Origin of the sequence: Streptomyces sp. NPDC001093, from assembly GCF_040298985.1 — a bacterium.
Taxonomy (GTDB): Bacteria; Actinomycetota; Actinomycetes; order Streptomycetales; family Streptomycetaceae; genus Streptomyces.
Map to the genome: position 1 here is coordinate 1 of NZ_JBEPBF010000180.1, position 16432 is coordinate 16432.

A 16432-nucleotide genomic window follows, 5' to 3' on the forward strand; every position below is an offset into this window, starting at 1 on the left:
GCGGTCGCCCCGTACGGGCGGTTCGCCGGAGACCTCGGCAAGTGGCCCTGTGGCGCGCTTGCCAGGAGCCTCGGTGGTCGCCCCACAAGGGTCCGCGGCTCGACGGCACCCACGCCGCGCTCCCCGGGCCCCCGGTCCTGCTGACCTGGCAGGCGTCCACGATCCCGCCGGTCCTCGCGGTCCTGCTGCTCCTCGCCGCCCGGCTCGGGTTCGCCGCCGCCCGGCTGGCCCGCGCCGAACGCCACCGGGTCCGCCACGAGCATCCGGGCGAGCCCGAGGACCCGGGCCGTACCCGCGCCATCGCCCACGTCCGCGCCATGGCCACGCTCACCGACCGGGCACCTCTCGTCGTCGCCGTGCTCGCCGCCACCACCCTGCTGCTCGGCGCTGTGGCGCTGGCCGGTGCGCTGGCCACCCGGAAGACCCCCGACGGAGCCGCCCACCGCACCTACGACGCCGTACAGTCCGTCGCCGCGACCTCGCAGGTGCTGGGCTCCTGGCTGGTCGGCCTCGGCTTCGTGCTCTTCGTGACCTGGGGCAGGCGCGCCTACAAGGACGCCTCGGCGCGGCGCACGATCGGCATCCTCTGGGACGTCGGCACCTTCTGGCCGCGCGCCGCGCACCCCTTCGCACCGCCCTGCTACGCCGAGCGCGCGGTGCCGGACCTGACCTGGCGCATGGCCACCTGGACGCAGCGCACCGACGGCCGCCTGGTCCTCTCCGGCCACTCCCAGGGCAGTGTCCTGGCCGCGGCCGCCGCCTGGCAGCTGCCCCCGTCCGTCCGCGCCCGGATCGCCCTGCTGACCTACGGCTCCCCGCTGGAACGCCTGTACGGCCGCTGGTTCCCGGCCCACTTCGGACCGCCCGCGCTCGCCGCCCTGCACCGCGACGTCGCCTGCTGGGGCAACCTCTACCGCAGCACCGACCCCATCGGCGGCCCCGTCCGCGTCCCCGACGACGGCACGCCCGAGGTCGACCACGGCCCCCTGCGGGACCCCCTCGCCTACGGCCGTACGCCCGCGCATCCCCTCCCGGCGCCCATCCTCGGCCACTCCGACTACCAGGCCGACCCCGTCTTCGCCCGGGTACGCGCACGTCTGCTGGCCCGGCTGCGCCCGGAGCTGCCGGGGCCACGGCCAAAGCCCACGGAGCACCGCGCCGACACCGGCTAGACCGTGTGCTCGACGTACTCCAGCACGACTCCGCCCGGGTGCCGCACCGTCGCGTTACGGCCGGTGGGCACCTCGCGCGGCCCGTCGAGAACCTCCCCGCCGTGGGCCGCCACGAGCGCGTGCAGCCCGTCCAGGTCGTCCACGAGCACCGTGCTCTGCACCTCCCGGAACGGGGCGAGAGCCTGCTCGCTTCCCGCGACCAGCAGAAAGCCGCCGATGCTCGCGACCTCCACCGCGCCGTACGAGAACCGCGTACGGACGTCCTGGCCGGTCAGCTCGCGCAGAGCGGGCAGCGCTCTGTCCAGGTCGTCCACGTAGAGCCGGGCGAGCGTCGCCAGCGCCTTCATCCGCGTCCTCCAGAAGCTCGTGCGAAAGGCGGGGATGCCGGAGTGCTCAGGGCAGCTCCGGAAGGTCCTCCGCGTACAGCAGGGTCAGATCGTCCGTGCTGGGGTCCGCCAGCTGGGCGACGCGGCTCGCGTGCCGCTCCACCATCGCCTCGAAGGTCTGCCGGGCGGTGCGGCCGTTGCCGAACGCCGGGCCCTTCGGGATGGCCGTGAAGTACTTCAGCAGCGCCTCGGACGCACCCGGCGTCAGCCGGTACTCGTGCTCGTCGGCCTGCTGTTCCACGATCCGCAGCAGCTCCCCGGGGCCGTAGTCGCCGAAGGTGATGGTGCGCGAGAAGCGGGAGGCGACACCGGGGTTGACGGAGAGGAACCGCTCCATCTCCGCCGTGTAGCCGGCGACGATCACCACCACCGCGTCCCGGTGGTCCTCCATCAGCTTCACCAGCGTGTCGATGGCCTCCTTGCCGAAGTCACGCCCGGCGTCCTCCGGGGAGAGGGCATAGGCCTCGTCGATGAACAGCACACCGCCGCGCGCCTTCTGGAACGCCTCCTGGGTGCGGATCGCCGTGGAACCGATGTGCTCGCCGACCAGGTCCACCCGGGACACCTCCACCAGGTGCCCCTTCTCCAGCACACCGAGGGAGGCGAGGATCTCGCCGTAGAGCCGGGCGACCGTCGTCTTGCCGGTGCCGGGCGAGCCGGTGAAGACCAGATGCCGTTTGACCGAGGCCGCCTTCAGGCCCGCCTGCTGCCTGCGCCGGCCCACCTCGATCATGTCGGTCAGCGCCCGCACCTCGCGCTTGACGCTCTCCAGGCCCACCAGCGCGTCGAGTTCCCCGAGCACGTCCTTCGACGTCCGCACCGGCTTCTCGGGGTCGGCGGCGGCGATCAGCGGCTCCTGCTCCGTGCTGCGCTGCCCGGGGATCGAGCCGAGCAGCCCGGGGGAGTGCGACATCGTCTGCACGACGGTCTCGCGGACCGCGGGCCGCCGCATACCGCCGCTCTCGTCGCTGGTGCAGTCCTCCACGACCGGGCCCGTACCGGGCGCGGCGTCCGGGCCGGCGTCGGCGAACTCGTAACCGCCGCGCGCGCAGCGCTCCGTACGGCACTTGCGCAGCGTCGCGCGGCAGCCGTCGATCACATGGAAGCCGTACCCGGCGCTGCCGCTGACCCGGCAGTTCAGGAAGCTGCCGCGGCCGCCCGCGGAGACGTAGAAGCCCGCTTCGGCGGGGGAGTCGACCGTGCAGCGCTCGATGGTCGGGTCGGCGCCCTTGGTGACGATCACGCCGGTCTGGGTGCCGTCCAGGGCGCAGTTGTTCAGCGTGCCGCCGCTGCCGTGGTCGCGGAACCATGCTCCGGTCGCCGCCTCCCTGATCCGGCAGTCGTCGAGCTGCGCGGTCGCCCCGTCGCTCACCGACACGGCCGTGTTGCGCACCTGCGACAGATCGCTGTCCACGACATCCGCGCGTGAACCGCGGTCCAGCACGAACAGGGCGTCCGGTACGTCGTGCACCCGGCAGGAGTCCAGGACGGCCGTCGCGCCGTCACTGACCCACACCGCCGGATAGTCGCCGGTGCTGTCGAAGATCTCGCACTGGTGGGCGTCCACCCGGGTCCCCGGATCCCACACCGACAGGCCGTTGCGCCCGAACTGACGGACCGTCGTGCGGGTCAGCGTGAGCACCGAACGGGAGCGCAGGTCGACCGCGTTCTCCGGGATGTCGTGGATGCGGCAGTCGGCGAGCGTGAGGACCGCGTCCGTGTCCAGGGTGACGCCGTCGGCGGTGGTGCGGTGCACATCGCAGTCGGTCAGATGCGCGGTCGCCCGCTGGGTGACCTGCACACCGGAGCCGCGCACCTCGTAGATCTCACAACCCACCGCCTCCAGCGCGGAGTTCTCGCCCGTCACGGTCACCCCGGTGCCCGACGCGTGGTGCACACGGCAGCGCTCCAGGCGCGGATGCGCTCCGCCACGGACGGCCACGCCCGCCTGCCCGGCGGCGACGACCTCGCACTCCTCGAACACCCCGCTGCCGCCGTCGAGTACGGCGATGCCGATGCCGGCCGGGTTGTCGACGGTGCACCGGCGCACGGTCGGTCGGGCGCCGCCGCGCACCTCGATGCCCGCGGCGGACCGGGTCACGATCCGCACGTCCATCAGCTCGGGCGTGCCCTCCTCGACGAGCAGCGCGGGCGCCGCCGCGTCCTGGCCCTCCACGTGCAGGTCCTGCACCACGGCCGAGGCACGCACGGTGAGCGGCACACCGTCCACGGGGGCGATCCGCACCGAACCGGGGGAGCCTTCGGGGCCACGGAGCGTCACCGCCCGCTGGACCACGAGGTTTTCCCGGTAGGTGCCCGGGGCGATGGTGAGGACGTCGCCGTCGGCGGCGGCCTCCAGGGCGGCGGCGAGCGATGCGTACTCGCCTGTGCGGCGCCGCCACCGCGACGTACCGGTGTGCGTCACCTGGACCGTGCCCTGTGCCATGGCGTTGCTGTGCCCCCACCTCGTCGTACTGATGGCTCGCTCCCTCGGGGGACTTGCCGCCGGTGCCGGGACCGCGACCGCGCTCAGCCCTGGGGCTGGTGCGCGTTCGCGCTCCCGGAAACCTGCGCGTGTCCCTGCGGTTCGCTCACCCGCGGGTTGTCGCCGAAAGCACTTCGGCCGGTCCACCGTAGCGTGTGCGTGCACGGTGGGTTGACCAGAGCCGGAAGGCCGTCAGCAGCCGGTGCCCGCCTTGCCCCAGTCCGGGCCCGCCCGGTCCCAGGCCTGGTCCCAGCGTGCGTACCGGCTGCGGACCATGCGCCACACGGTCAACCGCCTGACGCCTTCGACCAGTCCCGTGGCCAGCAGGGCCGCGCCGATCCCGGCGAGCACCGCGTGTGTCGTGGCGGTGGCGGCGTCCAGCGGGCGGGTCGCTATTCGGCCGTGCGGGTCGGTCCAGAGTCCGAAGTGGTCGCCCGCGTGCGGGGACTTGAGGCGCGACAGGGCTCTGCCGTGCCGGAGGGTGCCGTCCGGCGCGGTCCAGTCCGCGAGGACACGGCTGCGGGACTCACGTACCGCCGTGGTGTCGGGGTCGGTCTCCAGCGGGACCTCGCCCAGGTCACGCACCACCGTGGCCGTGACGAGGTGGCGCGTGTGCCGCTGTTCGCGCACGGAGCGCTGCAGCGAGGCCTGGGCGGCGGCGCCGACCAGACAGCCGACCACGGGCGCCGACACGGCCATCAGCACCAGCGCCACGAGGGCCACCCACGCCTCGGCCAGGTCGGTCGCGCGGCGCAGCGGATTGTGCCGCCAGCGCCACAGGCCACTGATTGCCCCCACGTCCCCACCCCCTTTCGCTCCGTCATAACCCCCGGCGCGGGAGCGCATCCGCGGCCCGGAGCAAGAGAGAGCGACATCACGTCCACCGCGAACGGTCACGCACGCGGCTTCTCACGAATCACTCATGCCCTCCCAACGACCGGGACCCGTCCCTGGTTCCCCCGCCGCCGACCCGGAGTGGCGTGCTAGCCCAGCACCCGCACCGGGTCCCCGACCCTGATCGTGCCGGGCGAGAGGGGTACGAGGTTCTGGCCGAAGAGCAGCCTCGACCCGGCTTTGCGGTGCAGCGCCAGGGTGCGCAGGGGCTCCCGGCCGCGTACGGCGGTGTCCTGGTCCACGGTGGTCACGACGCAGCGTCCGCTCGCCTTCGCGACGCGGAAGACCACCTCTCCTATGGAGATCCGTGACCAGTGGTCCTCGGCCCAGGCCTCGGTGCCGGTGATGACGACGTTCGGCCGGAAGCGGTTCATCGGCAGCGGGCCCTCGGCGGCGTACGCGCCCTCGGCGATCAGGGAGTTCAGGGCGTCGAGGGAGGCCGTCGTGACGGCCAGCAAGGGGTAGCCGTCGGCGAAGCTCACCGTCTCGCCGGGCAGTGCGTACTCGGGATCGACGGGGCGGCGGGTGGCCGGATCGTCCATGTGGACCAGGCGGACGTCCGCCCCCAGATAGGCGCTGAACCAGGCGTGCGCTGCAGCGGCGGCCGGGACCGCCTCGACCTTCGTGCCGAAGACGATCACCGGCACGGTCCCGGCCGGCTCGGGCACGGACACCGTGATGGGCGCCTGGCCGGGCGCGGACAGGCGAACGCCGCCGGCCAGAGGCTCGGCGGCGGCCAGCGCGAGGCGCGGCTGTTCGCGCTGTGTGACGACCTTTCCCCCGTCGTCGATCAGCGTCCAGCGCCGGTCTCCGGCCAGGCCCCAGGGCTCCACCACAGCCTCCCGGGTTGCGTGACCCCGGAGTGCCTTGACCGGATGAACGTGGATCGACTGCAGTTCCGCGTTTCCCATGCCGCCATGGTGCCAGCAGGCACCGACAGTGACAGGTGGCCGGTCAGTAGCCGCGGTACTGCTGGTTGTTGTACGGGTCCTGGTAGGGAGCCGGCGCGGGCCGCGGCGCGGCGGGGCGCATGGCCTCGTAACCCGTGCCCATGCCCATCGGGCGCTGCTGCTGCGGAGCCTGCGGGCCGGGGTAACCCCGCGGGGCGGTGGCCTGCTGCGGGATGTACGCCGTGGGCGCCTGCTGCAGGGGCGCGGGCTGCGGCGTCTGCGGGTAGCCGTAGGCCGGAGCCTGCGGGGAGGGTGCCGCCGGGAGGGCGGGCAGAGCCGACGGCAGGGCGGGCAGGCTGCTGCCCGTGTCGTAGGCGGCGGGGACCCGGATCGGGGCGATCTGCGGGGTACCGCGCTCGGCGACGAGCGAGTCGTAGATCGGGGTGTCCGGGAAGGAGGCGGAGTAGTAGCCGCCACCATAAGTGGAGCGGGGGGAGGTCATGGCACATAAGTTAAGCCCACGATGTGCTCGTTGGGGAGACCGATAAGAGGGTTGTTTTCCGTGTCCGCAGTGACCCGGGATCCCCAATACGAGCGAATTCGGCAAAAAGGGACGTCGGTCCGCGTTCTCGTCGTGTAAAGGGCGAGTTCCTGCAGGGTTACCGGCGGTTGACCGGGGATCTTCCTGTGCCGGTCGTGGGCGTTCGCCGTACCGGCGCATAGGTTGTGCGGGTAGGGATGACCTGGATGACCGAGGGCGTACGGAAGCCGACACGGATGGGGGCGGGCATGTCCATGCTGAAAGGGGCGAACACGCCGGTGCCGACCACGGCGCTGACCGTGGAACTGGGCTGGCGCTCGGGACCCGGCGTGCCCGACGCGGACGCCTCCGCGTTGCTGCTCGCCACCGGGAAGGTCCGCTCCGACGACGACTTCGTCTTCTACAACCAGCCCGCCCATCCCTCCGGCGCTGTGCGCCACGAGGGCAAGACGACGGCCGGCGCGGGCGTCACCGACACCCTGTCCGTCGACCTCGCGCGCGTGGAGGGCGCGATCGAGCGGATCGTCCTCGCCGCCTCCGCCGACGGCGGGACCTTCGGACAGGTCCCCGGCCTCTACATCGAGGTGACCGACGCCGTGAGCGGCCAGGCGGTCGCCCGGTTCGACAGCCCCGGCGCGACCGTGGAGACGGCCTTCGTGCTCGGTGAGTTCTACCGCCGTCAGGGCGGCTGGAAGTTCCGCGCCGTGGGCCAGGGCTACAGCAGCGGACTCGAGGGCCTGGCAACGGACTTCGGCATCACCGTGGACGAGCCCCGGCATGGCGCGCGGCCCGCCGCACCGCGCCCGGCGACACCGCCCCCTGCCCCCGCACCGCGCCCGGTGACACCGCCCCCGCCTCCCGCACCGGCCCCCGCACCGCCGCCCCCGGCGATGCCGCCGACGACGATGCCGTCCGCGCCCGCGACCCCACCGGCACCTCAGCCGGTCCGCCTGTCCAAGGTCACCCTCACCAAGGCCGCGCCCTCCGTCTCACTCGCCAAGCAGGGCGGTACCTCCGGTGCCATGCGGGTGAACCTGAACTGGCAGATGCGGAGTCAACTTTCGGGCTGGGGCAGCCGGTGGGGAGGCGGACGAGGGGAGCTCGACCTCGACCTGTGCGCCCTGTACGAGCTGGCCGACGGCCGCAAAGGGGTCGTACAGGCCCTCGGCAACGCCTTCGGTTCGCTCAACCGCCCGCCGTACATCCACCTCGACGGCGACGACCGCACCGGGGCCGTGGCGAGCGGCGAGAACCTCACCATCAACCTCGACCACAGGCAGGACTTCCGGCGCATCCTCGTCTTCGTCACCATCTACGAAGGCGCCAGCTCCTTCGCCGACCTGCACGCCACCGTCACCCTCCAGCCGCAGCACGGCGCCCCGATCGACTTCTCGCTCGACGAGTGCACCGTCCCCTCCACGGTGTGCGCGCTCGCCCTGATCACCAACACCGGCGGCGATCTCCTGGTACAGCGCGAGGCGCGGTATCTGGTGCCGGAGCGCGGAGTGAGCCCGCAGCGGACGATAGACCGCGCCTACGGATGGGGCATGAACTGGACGCCGGGCCGCAAGTGACCGGGCTCAGCCCTCGTCGGGCACGGCATCGGGACGCGCGTACGTGCGGCCCTTCCAGGCGGCCCCCCGCCCCCGGTAGTGCTGCACGGCCGAGTCGACCGTCATCAGCAGATACAGCGACGCCGTGAACGGCAGCAGCGCAGCGAGCCACAGCGGCTGGCGGTAGTGGCGCAGCATCGGCACGTACGTCCCTGCCATCACCGCCCACGCCACCCCACCGACGACCGCCGTCGCCGTACCGCCGCCCGCCGCTGAGGCGACCACCGCGGCGGGCGGCACCAGGTACACCAGCGCCAGGCCCGCGACCGTACCGAGGAGCAGCAGCGGGTTGTGCCGCAACTGGGCGTAGGCGCTGCGCGAGACCATCCGCCACAGGTCGTGCAGCCGCGGATACGGCCGCACGCTGTCCACCCGGTCGGCCAGCCCCAGCCAGACGTGCCCGCCGGCGCCCTTCACCGCGCGCGCGAGCGCCACGTCGTCGATGACGGCGTGCCGGATGGCGTCCGGGATGCGCGCCCTCTCCGCCATGTCCGCGCGCAGCAGGACACAACCGCCCGCCGCCGCGGCCGTACGCGAACCCCTCCGGCCGATCCACCGGAAGGGGTACAGCTGCGCGAAGAAGTAGACGAACGCCGGGACCACCAGCCGCTCCCACGCGCTCTCCACCCGCAGCCGCGCCATCTGCGACACGACGTCGAAGCCCCCGGCACGGGCCGCCGACACCAGCGTGCGCAGGCTGTCCGGCGCGTGCGCGATGTCCGCGTCCGTCAGCAGCAGAAACTCGGGGTCACGCGCGCGTGCCAGGCCGATGCCGTGCCGCACCGCCCACAGCTTGCCCGTCCAGCCCGCCGGCGGCTCACCCGGCGAGCCCACGGTCAGCGGCAGCCCGCCGTGCCGCCGGGACAGCTCACGGGCCAGGTCCCCGGTGCCGTCGGTGCTCCCGTCGTCCACGAGGAAGACCTCGGCCCGCCCCGGATAGTCCTGCGCCAGCAGCGACGGCAGGCTCGACGGCAGCACCGCGGCCTCGTCACGGGCCGGTACGACCACACAGACCGGCGGCCATGCGTCCGGTTCCCGGCGCGGCGGCAGCCGGACGTCCGTGCGCCAGAAGAAGCCCTGGCAGAGCAGCAGCCAGCACCAGGCGGCCAGCGACGCGACGGTGATCCACAGCAGGGCGCTCACGCCCGCAGTCTGCCCCACCGGAGGGGGCCGCAAGGCCCCATCGTCTATCGTGGCCAGGTGAAGATCGCGCTCATGGACTCCGGAATCGGCCTGCTCCCAGCCGCCGCCGCGGTACGGCGGCTGCGGCCCGACGCGGATCTCGTGCTCTCCTGGGACCCGGACGGGATGCCCTGGGGGCCGCGCACCCCGGAGGACATCACCCAGCGGGCCCTGGCCGTGTGCGAGGCCGCGGCCGCCCACGGGCCCGATGTCCTGATCGTCGCCTGCAACACCGCGTCCGTGCACTCCCTGCCGGTACTGCGGGGCCGCTTCGAACCGGATCTGCCGATCATCGGTACCGTCCCGGCGATCAAGCCGGCCGCGGCGGGCGGCGGGCATGTCGCGATCTGGGCGACCCCGGCCACCACCGGGAGTGCCTACCAGCGGAATCTGATCGAGCGGTTCGCCGCCGGTGTGGCCGTCACCGAGGTGGCCTGCCCGGGACTCGCGGACGCGGTGCACCACGCGGACGAGAGCGCGATCGACGCCGCGATCGCCTCGGCCGCCGCCCGCACCCCCGAGGACGTGACCACCGTCGTCCTGGGCTGCACCAACTACGAACTGGTCGGCGAGCGCATCCGGGCAGCCGTCCAGCGGCCCGGCCGTCCGCCGCTCGCGCTGCACGGCTCCGCCGGGGCCGTGGCCGCGCAGGCCCTGCGCCGGATCGGCGCGGAGCCGGCCCCCGCCGCCGTCGCCGACACCACCCTCACGGTGCTCCTCAGCGGCCGCGAGGCCACGCTCCCCGAGACGGCACTGTCGTACGAGGAAGGCCGTTTCCTGCAGGCGGTCGCCCCCGTCCGCTGACCGGCCGGGCGGCGATGACCCCGCGCCGGCCGGCCGTGGTCCACCCGGGGCAGTCACTGTCTGCCACGCCCTACCCGCGCAGCGAAACCTGAGTAATCTCATAACCATGACGGACGCCCGCCATGCCGACGACGGCCCGAATCCCGAGGTGTGGACCGGGCGCGCCACGAACCGGGTCCAGTGGCTGCTGGCACTGGTGGGCGCGGCCTGCATGGCGCTGGGTATCGAGCTGGCCGTGGACTCGGCATGGACCTCCGGCGTCGCCCCCCTGGTGATGTCCGTCGTGGGCTGCATCGCCGCTGGTCTGCTGGTCCTCTTCGGCACGCTCGCCTTCGTGCACGTCGACCTCAGACTCGACAAGGAGTGCGTCGAGGTGCGCTGCGGCCACATGGGGCTGCCGCGTCGGCGCATCCCGCTCTCCCACGTGGCCGGCGCCGACTTCACCGCCCTCGTCACACCCCGGCACTGGGGCGGCTGGGGCTACCGGTGGCGCCCCGAGAAGGGCACCGCTGTGGTCGTACGCCGTGGCGAGGGCATCGTGCTGCGCCTGTGGGACGGTCACACCTTCACGATCACCGTGGACAACGCCGAGTCGGCGGTACGGGTCATCAGGGACCGGCTGCGGACCCGCTGAGGCCGCCCGCCGCGTAGCGGCACGGGGAAACGACACCGCTCAGGGCCGGGGCTCCGCTCCGTCGCGCGCCCATGGACGCGCCGTCGCCCATCCCGCCAGCAGCCCGGCACCCACGGTCACCGTGGTGAAGCTGAGCGCGTCGCTCACCGAGGCGAACACGGCCAGTGCCGTCAGGGCCGCGCCGGCGGTCAGGGCGATCGGGGTGGAGCGAGGAGAGCGCCACAGGGCGTGCAGCACCCAGCAGAACGCGGCGACGCACAGGAGCACCCCGACCACGCCCTGCTCCGCCGCCAGCTGGAGCAGGGCCGAGTGCGGCCTGCCGTCGGCGGACAGCGGCTGAGCGTCCGTACCGCCCAGCTCGCCGAACCGTCCCGGGCCGACGCCGAGCCCCCGGTTCCGGCCCGCCAGCCGCAGGGCGTCCTGCCACAGCGCGACCCGGTACGCGCCGAGCCGGCCCTCGAGCACCCGGGCGAGGCCGCCCGGCACCACATCGGCGGCGAGCGCCCAGGCCGCGCCGGCCGCCGGTGCCGCGGTCAGCGCCAGGCCCAGCAGACCCACGCCCCGGCGGGACACCGAGCCCGCGGCGAGCGAGAACAGCAGAACGGCCGCACTCGCCACGCACCCGGCCACCGACCCCAGCACCGCCCCGGCCGGCACGATTCCGACGGCCGGCAGCCAGAGCACCAGCCTCAACTCCGGTACGGGTGTCGCCCAGGCGGCGCAGCACGCGGCACCCGTGGCCATAGTCAGCAGGGCGGCCGTGCCACCGGCGTGGCCGAGCGGACCGGCGTCCCGGGGACCGGCGGAGAGGCCGGGCAGGGCCACTGCCAGCGCGAGTCCGGCCGCCGCTCCGACGGATGGCGCGGCCACCGGCAGCAGTGCCCCGGACACCCGGCCGACGGCATGACCGGCGGCCACGGCGAGCACCGCGAGCAGCACGCCCTCGGGCCGTCCGTCATGTGCCGCCGCGGTGATGAGCGACCAGCCGGCGCAGGCGCCCAGCAGGATCATGCCCGCCCCGTCAGAAACGTTTCGTCTGACGTCCGCCGCGCCCGCATCCACACCGGCCGCGGATCTCGTCGTCCCCGTCGCCCCCACGGCTGCCCCTTGTCCCCGGTCCCCAACCCCTGCCTCGGGCCACGGCCGGGCATGGCGCCGGATCCGGCCGCACTGCCGAGGCTGGGCTCACCGTAGCGGCTGATGGCCGGATTGGGCACGAGATGCGACGGAAAGTGGCGGTGGGGCGGCGGAAACGGCATGTGCCCGGGGCCGGTGTCGGGGTGGGTGCTCGTCGTGGGGGAGCGGGTCCGTGCGGCGGCGCCCCGCGGAGGGCGGCGACCAGCGACGACCACGGTCCGCCGAGCCGTTCCGGCCCTCGAACCGTGCTGTCGGCGGCCCAGGCGGCCGCCGTACACTCACCCGGGTGACCGTCACCGCAACTTCTGTGGACCAGCCGGATCAGCTCCAGCCGTCCCCCGCGCCCAGCGCGTTCCGCGGCCGCCTGCTCCGCCTGGTCCCGGCCCTCGCCTCCGCGCTCTGCGGAGTGCTGCTCTACGTCAGCTTCCCGCCGCGCCCCCTGTGGTGGCTGGCGCTGCCCGCCTTCGCAGGCTTCGGCTGGTTGCTGCGCGGGCGTGGCTGGAAGGCGGCCCTCGGCCTCGGCTACCTCTTCGGGCTCGGCTTCCTGCTGCCCTTGCTGGTGTGGACCGGCGTGGAGGTGGGTCCCGGACCGTGGCTGGCCCTCGTCGCCATCGAGGCGGTCTTCGTCGCCCTGGTCGGCGTCGGTGTCGCCGCCGTCTCCAGGCTGCCGGCCTGGCCGGTGTGGGCGGCCGCCGTCTGGATCACGGGCGAGGCGGTACGCGCGCGTGTCCCCTTCCGTGGCTTCCCCTGGGGCAAGATCGCGTTCGGTCAGGCGGACGGAGTCTTCCTGCCGCTGGCCGCGGTGGGCGGCACACCCGTGCTCGGCTTCGCGGTCGTCCTGTGCGGATTCGGCCTGTACGAGGCCGGCCGGCTGATCGCCGAGCGGCGCCGGACCCGGGTCGTGCGGCGAGCCGCGGCGGCCGCCGCACTGCTGAGCGTGGCCGTCCCGGTGGCGGGCGCGGTCACCGCCCGGCCGCTGGTGAGCGACAGGGCCGAGAACGGCACCCGGACCGTCGCGGTCATCCAGGGCAACGTGCCGCGTTCCGGGCTGGAGTTCAGCGCCCAGCGGCGGGCGGTGCTCGACCACCACGTGCGCGAGACGCTCAGGCTCGCCGCCGACATCAAGGCGGGCAGGGCCCCGAAGCCCGACTACGTGCTGTGGCCGGAGAACTCCTCCGACATCGACCCCTTCACCAATCCCGACGCGGCCGCCGTCATCGAGGGCGCCGCCAGGGCCGTCGGCGTGCCCGTCTCGGTCGGCGGGGTCGTCGAGAAGGACGGCAAACTGCTCAACGAGCAGATCCTGTGGGACCCGGCCAAGGGACCGACGCAGACCTACGACAAGCGGCAGATCCAGCCGTTCGGCGAGTACCTCCCGCTGCGCGGGCTCGTCGGCGCGGTCAACAAGAACTGGACCGGCATGGTCCGCCAGGACTTCAGCCGCGGCGGCACCCCGGGCGTGTTCGACATCGACGGTGCCAAGGTGGGCCTGGCCACCTGCTACGAGGCGGCCTTCGACTGGGACGTGCGGGACACCGTGACCCATGGCGCGGAGATGATCTCCGTGCCGAGCAACAACGCGACCTTCGACCGCAGCGAGATGACCTACCAGCAGCTCGCCATGTCCCGGATCCGCGCCGTCGAGCACAGCCGCACCGTCACCGTGCCGGTGACCAGCGGTGTCAGCGCGATCATCATGCCGGACGGGAAGATCACCCAGAAGACCGGCATGTTCGTGCCCGCCTACCTCGTCCAGAAGGTGCCGCTGCGCACGTCCAAGACCCCCGCGACCGAGCTGGGCATCCTCCCGGAGCTCGCTCTGGTGCTGCTCGCCGCGGGCGGCGTCGGCTGGGCGACCGGGTCCGGGCTGCGCCGTCGGCGCGCCGGTGACGCGTGACCGTACGACCCGCGCACGACTCCTCAACCGGCCCGTACGCTCCCTGAACCGCCAGGAGAGTACGGGCCGGGCCGGTTAGGGTCGGGCCCATGGCTACTCCTGACTTCATCCGCACCCTCCGGGCCTCCGCGGGCCGGCAACTGCTCTGGCTCCCCGGGGTCACCGCGATCGTCTTCGACGACGAGGGCAGAGTGCTCCTCGGCCGGCGGGCCGACACCGGCAAGTGGTCGGTGATCGGGGGGATCCCGGAGCCCGGCGAGCAGCCCGCGGCCTGTGCCGTGCGGGAGGTCTTCGAGGAGACGGCGGTGCACTGCGAGGCCGAGCGGGTCGTCCTCGTCCAGGCCCTGGAGCCGTTCACCTACCCCAACGGGGACGAGTGCCAGTACATGGACATCACCATCCGCTGCCGGGCCGTGGGCGGGGAGGCCCGGGTCAACGACGACGAGTCCCTGGAAGTGGGCTGGTTCACGGTGGACGCGCTGCCGGAGCTCCACGAGTTCGGCCGCTTCCGGATCAAGCAGGCCATGTCCGAGGCACCCACATGGTTTGACCCTACGACTGTGGGCTGAAGTATGGGCGATCACCACATGTGGTGACGGGTGGGGCCCGCTTAGGGTCGGCACATGACCTCGTCCAGCCCCCCGCCCGGTCTTCGCCCCCAGCCCCTCGCCCTCGACCTCGGCGGCCGCACCGCCCTCGTCACCGGTGCCGCAAGCGGCATCGGCCGCGCCTGTGCGCTGCGGCTGGCGGCCGCCGGTGCGCGCGTGCGGGCCGTCGACCGGGACGCGGCCGGCCTGGCCGAGCTGGCCCAGCAGGCGGAACGCGCCGGTGACCTGCCGGGGACCGTCGAACCGCACGTCGTGGACCTGACCGACCTCGACGCCGCCGAACGCACCGCCGCCGGCGCCGATGTGCTGGTCAACAACGCGGGCCTGCAACTCGTGCGCCCCATCGAGGAGTTCCCTCCCGAGGTCTTCCACACCGTGCTGACCGTGATGCTGGAGGCGCCGTTCCGCCTCATCCGCGGCGCCCTTCCGCACATGTACGCGCAGGGCTGGGGCCGGATCGTCAATGTGTCCTCCGTCCATGGTCTGCGCGCCTCCGCCTACAAGTCCGCGTATGTGGCCGCCAAACACGGTATGGAGGGTCTGTCGAAGACGGCCGCTCTGGAAGGCGCCCCCCATGGGGTGACCTCGAACTGTGTGAACCCGGCCTATGTGCGCACACCTCTGGTGGAGAAACAGATCGCCGACCAGGCGCAGGCGCACGGCATCCCCGAGGAACGCGTGCTGTCCGAGGTCCTGCTCAAGGACAGCGCGGTCCAGCGGCTCATCGAACCGGAGGAGGTCGCCGAGTCGGTGGCCTACCTGTGCAGCCCGCAGGCGTCCTTCGTCACCGGCACCTCGCTGGTGCTCGACGGCGGGTGGACGGCCCACTGAAGCGTCCGGCGGCGCCCGGCCCGGGAGTTTTCCACAGGCCTGACGGGCCGGGCCGGCGATGCGGAATCCTGTGACCATGTCTCGCGATCACGTTCAGTCGGCACCCAGCGGCAGCACCGAGGCCGCCTACCTCGAGCTGCTCGCCCGCGACGCCTCCGCGGAGGCCTACGAGCAGCCGGTGCTGCTCGCCCGCGCCGAGGGCGGACCGGCCGACCGGATCGCCGCGCTGGAGAGGGCCAAGCTGCTCGCCCTGCGGGTCCGGTCCGAGCTGGAGGGGCGCCGGCGCCGCGAGGCGGAGCTGTCCGCGCTGTTCGAGACCGCCCACGACCTGGCCGGCCTGCGCGATCTGGACGCCGTCCTCCAGGCCATCGTGCAGCGCGCCCGCTCCCTGCTCGGCACGGACGTCGCCTACCTCACCCTGAACGACCCGGCACGCGGCGACACCTACATGCGGGTCACCGAGGGCTCCGTCTCCGCCCGCTTCCAGCAGCTGCGCCTCGGCATGGGCGAGGGGCTCGGCGGACTGGTCGCCCAGACGACCCGGCCGTACGTCACGGACGACTACTTCAAGGACGCCCGCTTCCAGCACACCCACACCATCGACGCCGGCGTCCGCGACGAGGGCCTGGTCGCCATCCTCGGTGTCCCGCTCATGCTCGGCCCGCACGTCATCGGCGTGCTCTTCGCCGCCGACCGCAGGGCACGCGTCTTCGAGCGCGAGCAGATCGCCCTGCTCGGCTCCTTCGCCGCGCTCGCCGCGGCCGCGATCGACACCGCCAACCTGCTCACCGAGACCCGCGCCGCCCTGGCCGGGCTGGAGCGCGCCAACGAGATCATCCGGGACCGCAGCGCGGTCATCGAGCGCGCCTCCGACGTCCACGACCGGCTCGCCGAACTCGTCCTGCGTGGCGGCGGGGTGCACGACGTCGCCGCCGCCGTCTCCGAAGTCCTCGACGGCACCGTCGAGTTCAGCGAGGCCGACACGGCACCGGCCGAGGCCCTGGAGGCGTCCCGCGCCGAGGGCCACGCCGTACCGCACGGCAACGACTGGATCGCCGCGGTCGCCGCCGGCGGCGAACTCCTCGGCGCGCTGGTCCTGCGTGGGCATCCCGGCCTCGACCCCGTGGACCAGCGCACCCTGGAGCGCGCGGCGATGGTCACCTCGCTCCTGCTGCTCGCCCGCCGCTCGGCGGCCGAGGCCGAACAGCGGGTGCGGGGCGAGCTGCTGGACGACCTGCTGGACGCGCGTGACCGCGATCCGCGCCTGCTGCGCGAACGCGCCGCCCGGTTGCACGCCGACCTCGACGCCACCCATGTCGTCCACGCCGCGCGCCTCGACGGCCCGGCCGCCGACGCCG

At 73.4% G+C, this 16432-nt stretch carries 14 protein-coding genes and 1 pseudogene; 8 read left to right on the top strand and 7 right to left on the bottom strand.

Annotated features, from left to right (window positions below; genetic code table 11):
- Positions 1 to 98: 98 nt before the first annotated feature.
- Positions 99 to 1172, top strand: a pseudogene (locus ABT288_RS45650) (hypothetical protein); the annotation flags it as partial.
- Here ABT288_RS45650 and ABT288_RS45655 read toward each other — a convergent pair.
- The 5 genes from ABT288_RS45655 to ABT288_RS45675 form a co-directional block, all read right to left on the bottom strand.
- Positions 1169 to 1519 carry a VOC family protein gene (locus ABT288_RS45655; protein WP_351621685.1) on the bottom strand — a complete coding sequence of 117 codons (351 nt, stop codon included), beginning with the start codon at positions 1517 to 1519 and terminating at the stop codon, positions 1169 to 1171. The pseudogene ABT288_RS45650 and the gene ABT288_RS45655 overlap by 4 nt on opposite strands.
- A gap of 46 nt (positions 1520 to 1565) precedes the next feature.
- Complete coding sequence (locus tag ABT288_RS45660; RefSeq protein ID WP_351621688.1) at positions 1566 to 4004, bottom strand: right-handed parallel beta-helix repeat-containing protein; 2439 nt, start codon at positions 4002 to 4004, stop codon at positions 1566 to 1568.
- A gap of 231 nt (positions 4005 to 4235) precedes the next feature.
- Positions 4236 to 4841 (bottom strand): Rv1733c family protein, encoded by a 606-nt coding sequence (locus ABT288_RS45665; RefSeq protein WP_351621691.1) that lies wholly within the window; start codon positions 4839 to 4841, stop codon positions 4236 to 4238.
- A 185-nt stretch (positions 4842 to 5026) separates the two neighbouring features.
- Entirely contained in the window at positions 5027 to 5848 is an 822-nt protein-coding gene (locus ABT288_RS45670) for an MOSC domain-containing protein (RefSeq protein ID WP_351621694.1), read from the bottom strand.
- 43 nt (positions 5849 to 5891) lie between these two features.
- Positions 5892 to 6329: a DUF6643 family protein gene (locus ABT288_RS45675; RefSeq protein ID WP_351621696.1), complete on the bottom strand. Its 438-nt coding sequence runs from the start codon at positions 6327 to 6329 to the stop codon at positions 5892 to 5894.
- Positions 6330 to 6622: 293 nt separating this feature from the next.
- Here ABT288_RS45675 and ABT288_RS45680 point away from each other — a divergent pair, with 293 nt between their 5' ends.
- Positions 6623 to 7942: a TerD family protein gene (locus ABT288_RS45680; RefSeq protein ID WP_351621721.1), complete on the top strand. Its 1320-nt coding sequence runs from the start codon at positions 6623 to 6625 to the stop codon at positions 7940 to 7942.
- A gap of 6 nt (positions 7943 to 7948) precedes the next feature.
- On the opposite strand, the gene ABT288_RS45685 is transcribed toward ABT288_RS45680, so the two are convergent.
- Positions 7949 to 9124, bottom strand: a complete 1176-nt coding sequence (locus tag ABT288_RS45685) for a glycosyltransferase (RefSeq protein WP_351621699.1) — start codon at positions 9122 to 9124, stop codon at positions 7949 to 7951.
- A gap of 57 nt (positions 9125 to 9181) precedes the next feature.
- Here ABT288_RS45685 and ABT288_RS45690 point away from each other — a divergent pair, with 57 nt between their 5' ends.
- The gene (locus ABT288_RS45690; RefSeq protein WP_351621702.1) at positions 9182 to 9967 is read left to right on the top strand and encodes a glutamate racemase; all 786 of its coding nucleotides are present in this window, start codon (positions 9182 to 9184) and stop codon (positions 9965 to 9967) included.
- Positions 9968 to 10073: 106 nt separating this feature from the next.
- On the top strand, positions 10074 to 10601 hold the full coding sequence (locus ABT288_RS45695; RefSeq protein WP_351621705.1) for a hypothetical protein: 528 nt from the start codon (positions 10074 to 10076) through the stop codon (positions 10599 to 10601).
- Between the two features lie 39 nt (positions 10602 to 10640).
- Here ABT288_RS45695 and ABT288_RS45700 read toward each other — a convergent pair whose 3' ends face one another.
- Positions 10641 to 11612 (bottom strand): O-antigen ligase family protein, encoded by a 972-nt coding sequence (locus ABT288_RS45700; protein ID WP_351621707.1) that lies wholly within the window; start codon positions 11610 to 11612, stop codon positions 10641 to 10643.
- A 412-nt stretch (positions 11613 to 12024) separates the two neighbouring features.
- Here ABT288_RS45700 and lnt point away from each other — a divergent pair, with 412 nt between their 5' ends.
- From lnt to ABT288_RS45720, 4 genes are all read left to right on the top strand, one after another.
- Entirely contained in the window at positions 12025 to 13635 is a 1611-nt protein-coding gene (gene lnt, locus ABT288_RS45705; protein WP_351621710.1) for an apolipoprotein N-acyltransferase, read from the top strand.
- An 89-nt stretch (positions 13636 to 13724) separates the two neighbouring features.
- Positions 13725 to 14204 (top strand): NUDIX hydrolase, encoded by a 480-nt coding sequence (locus ABT288_RS45710; RefSeq protein WP_351621713.1) that lies wholly within the window; start codon positions 13725 to 13727, stop codon positions 14202 to 14204.
- Positions 14205 to 14258: 54 nt separating this feature from the next.
- Positions 14259 to 15074 carry a 3-hydroxybutyrate dehydrogenase gene (locus ABT288_RS45715; RefSeq protein ID WP_351621715.1) on the top strand — a complete coding sequence of 272 codons (816 nt, stop codon included), beginning with the start codon at positions 14259 to 14261 and terminating at the stop codon, positions 15072 to 15074.
- Positions 15075 to 15150: 76 nt separating this feature from the next.
- The coding region (locus ABT288_RS45720; protein WP_351621718.1) for a GAF domain-containing protein at positions 15151 to 16432 on the top strand (1282 nt) is incomplete at its 3' end.

Excerpts from the sequence above, each read along its gene's own strand:
- ABT288_RS45660 (WP_351621688.1), bottom strand. The coding sequence starts at position 4,004 with ATGGCACAGGGCACGGTCCAGGTGACGCACACCGGTACGTCGCGGTGG.
- ABT288_RS45700 (WP_351621707.1), bottom strand. The coding sequence starts at position 11,612 with ATGATCCTGCTGGGCGCCTGCGCCGGCTGGTCGCTCATCACCGCGGCG.
- ABT288_RS45670 (WP_351621694.1), bottom strand. The coding sequence starts at position 5,848 with ATGGGAAACGCGGAACTGCAGTCGATCCACGTTCATCCGGTCAAGGCA.
- ABT288_RS45680 (WP_351621721.1), top strand. The coding sequence starts at position 6,623 with ATGCTGAAAGGGGCGAACACGCCGGTGCCGACCACGGCGCTGACCGTG.
- ABT288_RS45655 (WP_351621685.1), bottom strand. The coding sequence starts at position 1,519 with ATGAAGGCGCTGGCGACGCTCGCCCGGCTCTACGTGGACGACCTGGAC.
- ABT288_RS45715 (WP_351621715.1), top strand. The coding sequence starts at position 14,259 with ATGACCTCGTCCAGCCCCCCGCCCGGTCTTCGCCCCCAGCCCCTCGCC.
- ABT288_RS45675 (WP_351621696.1), bottom strand. The coding sequence starts at position 6,329 with ATGACCTCCCCCCGCTCCACTTATGGTGGCGGCTACTACTCCGCCTCC.
- ABT288_RS45710 (WP_351621713.1), top strand. The coding sequence starts at position 13,725 with ATGGCTACTCCTGACTTCATCCGCACCCTCCGGGCCTCCGCGGGCCGG.
- ABT288_RS45695 (WP_351621705.1), top strand. The coding sequence starts at position 10,074 with ATGACGGACGCCCGCCATGCCGACGACGGCCCGAATCCCGAGGTGTGG.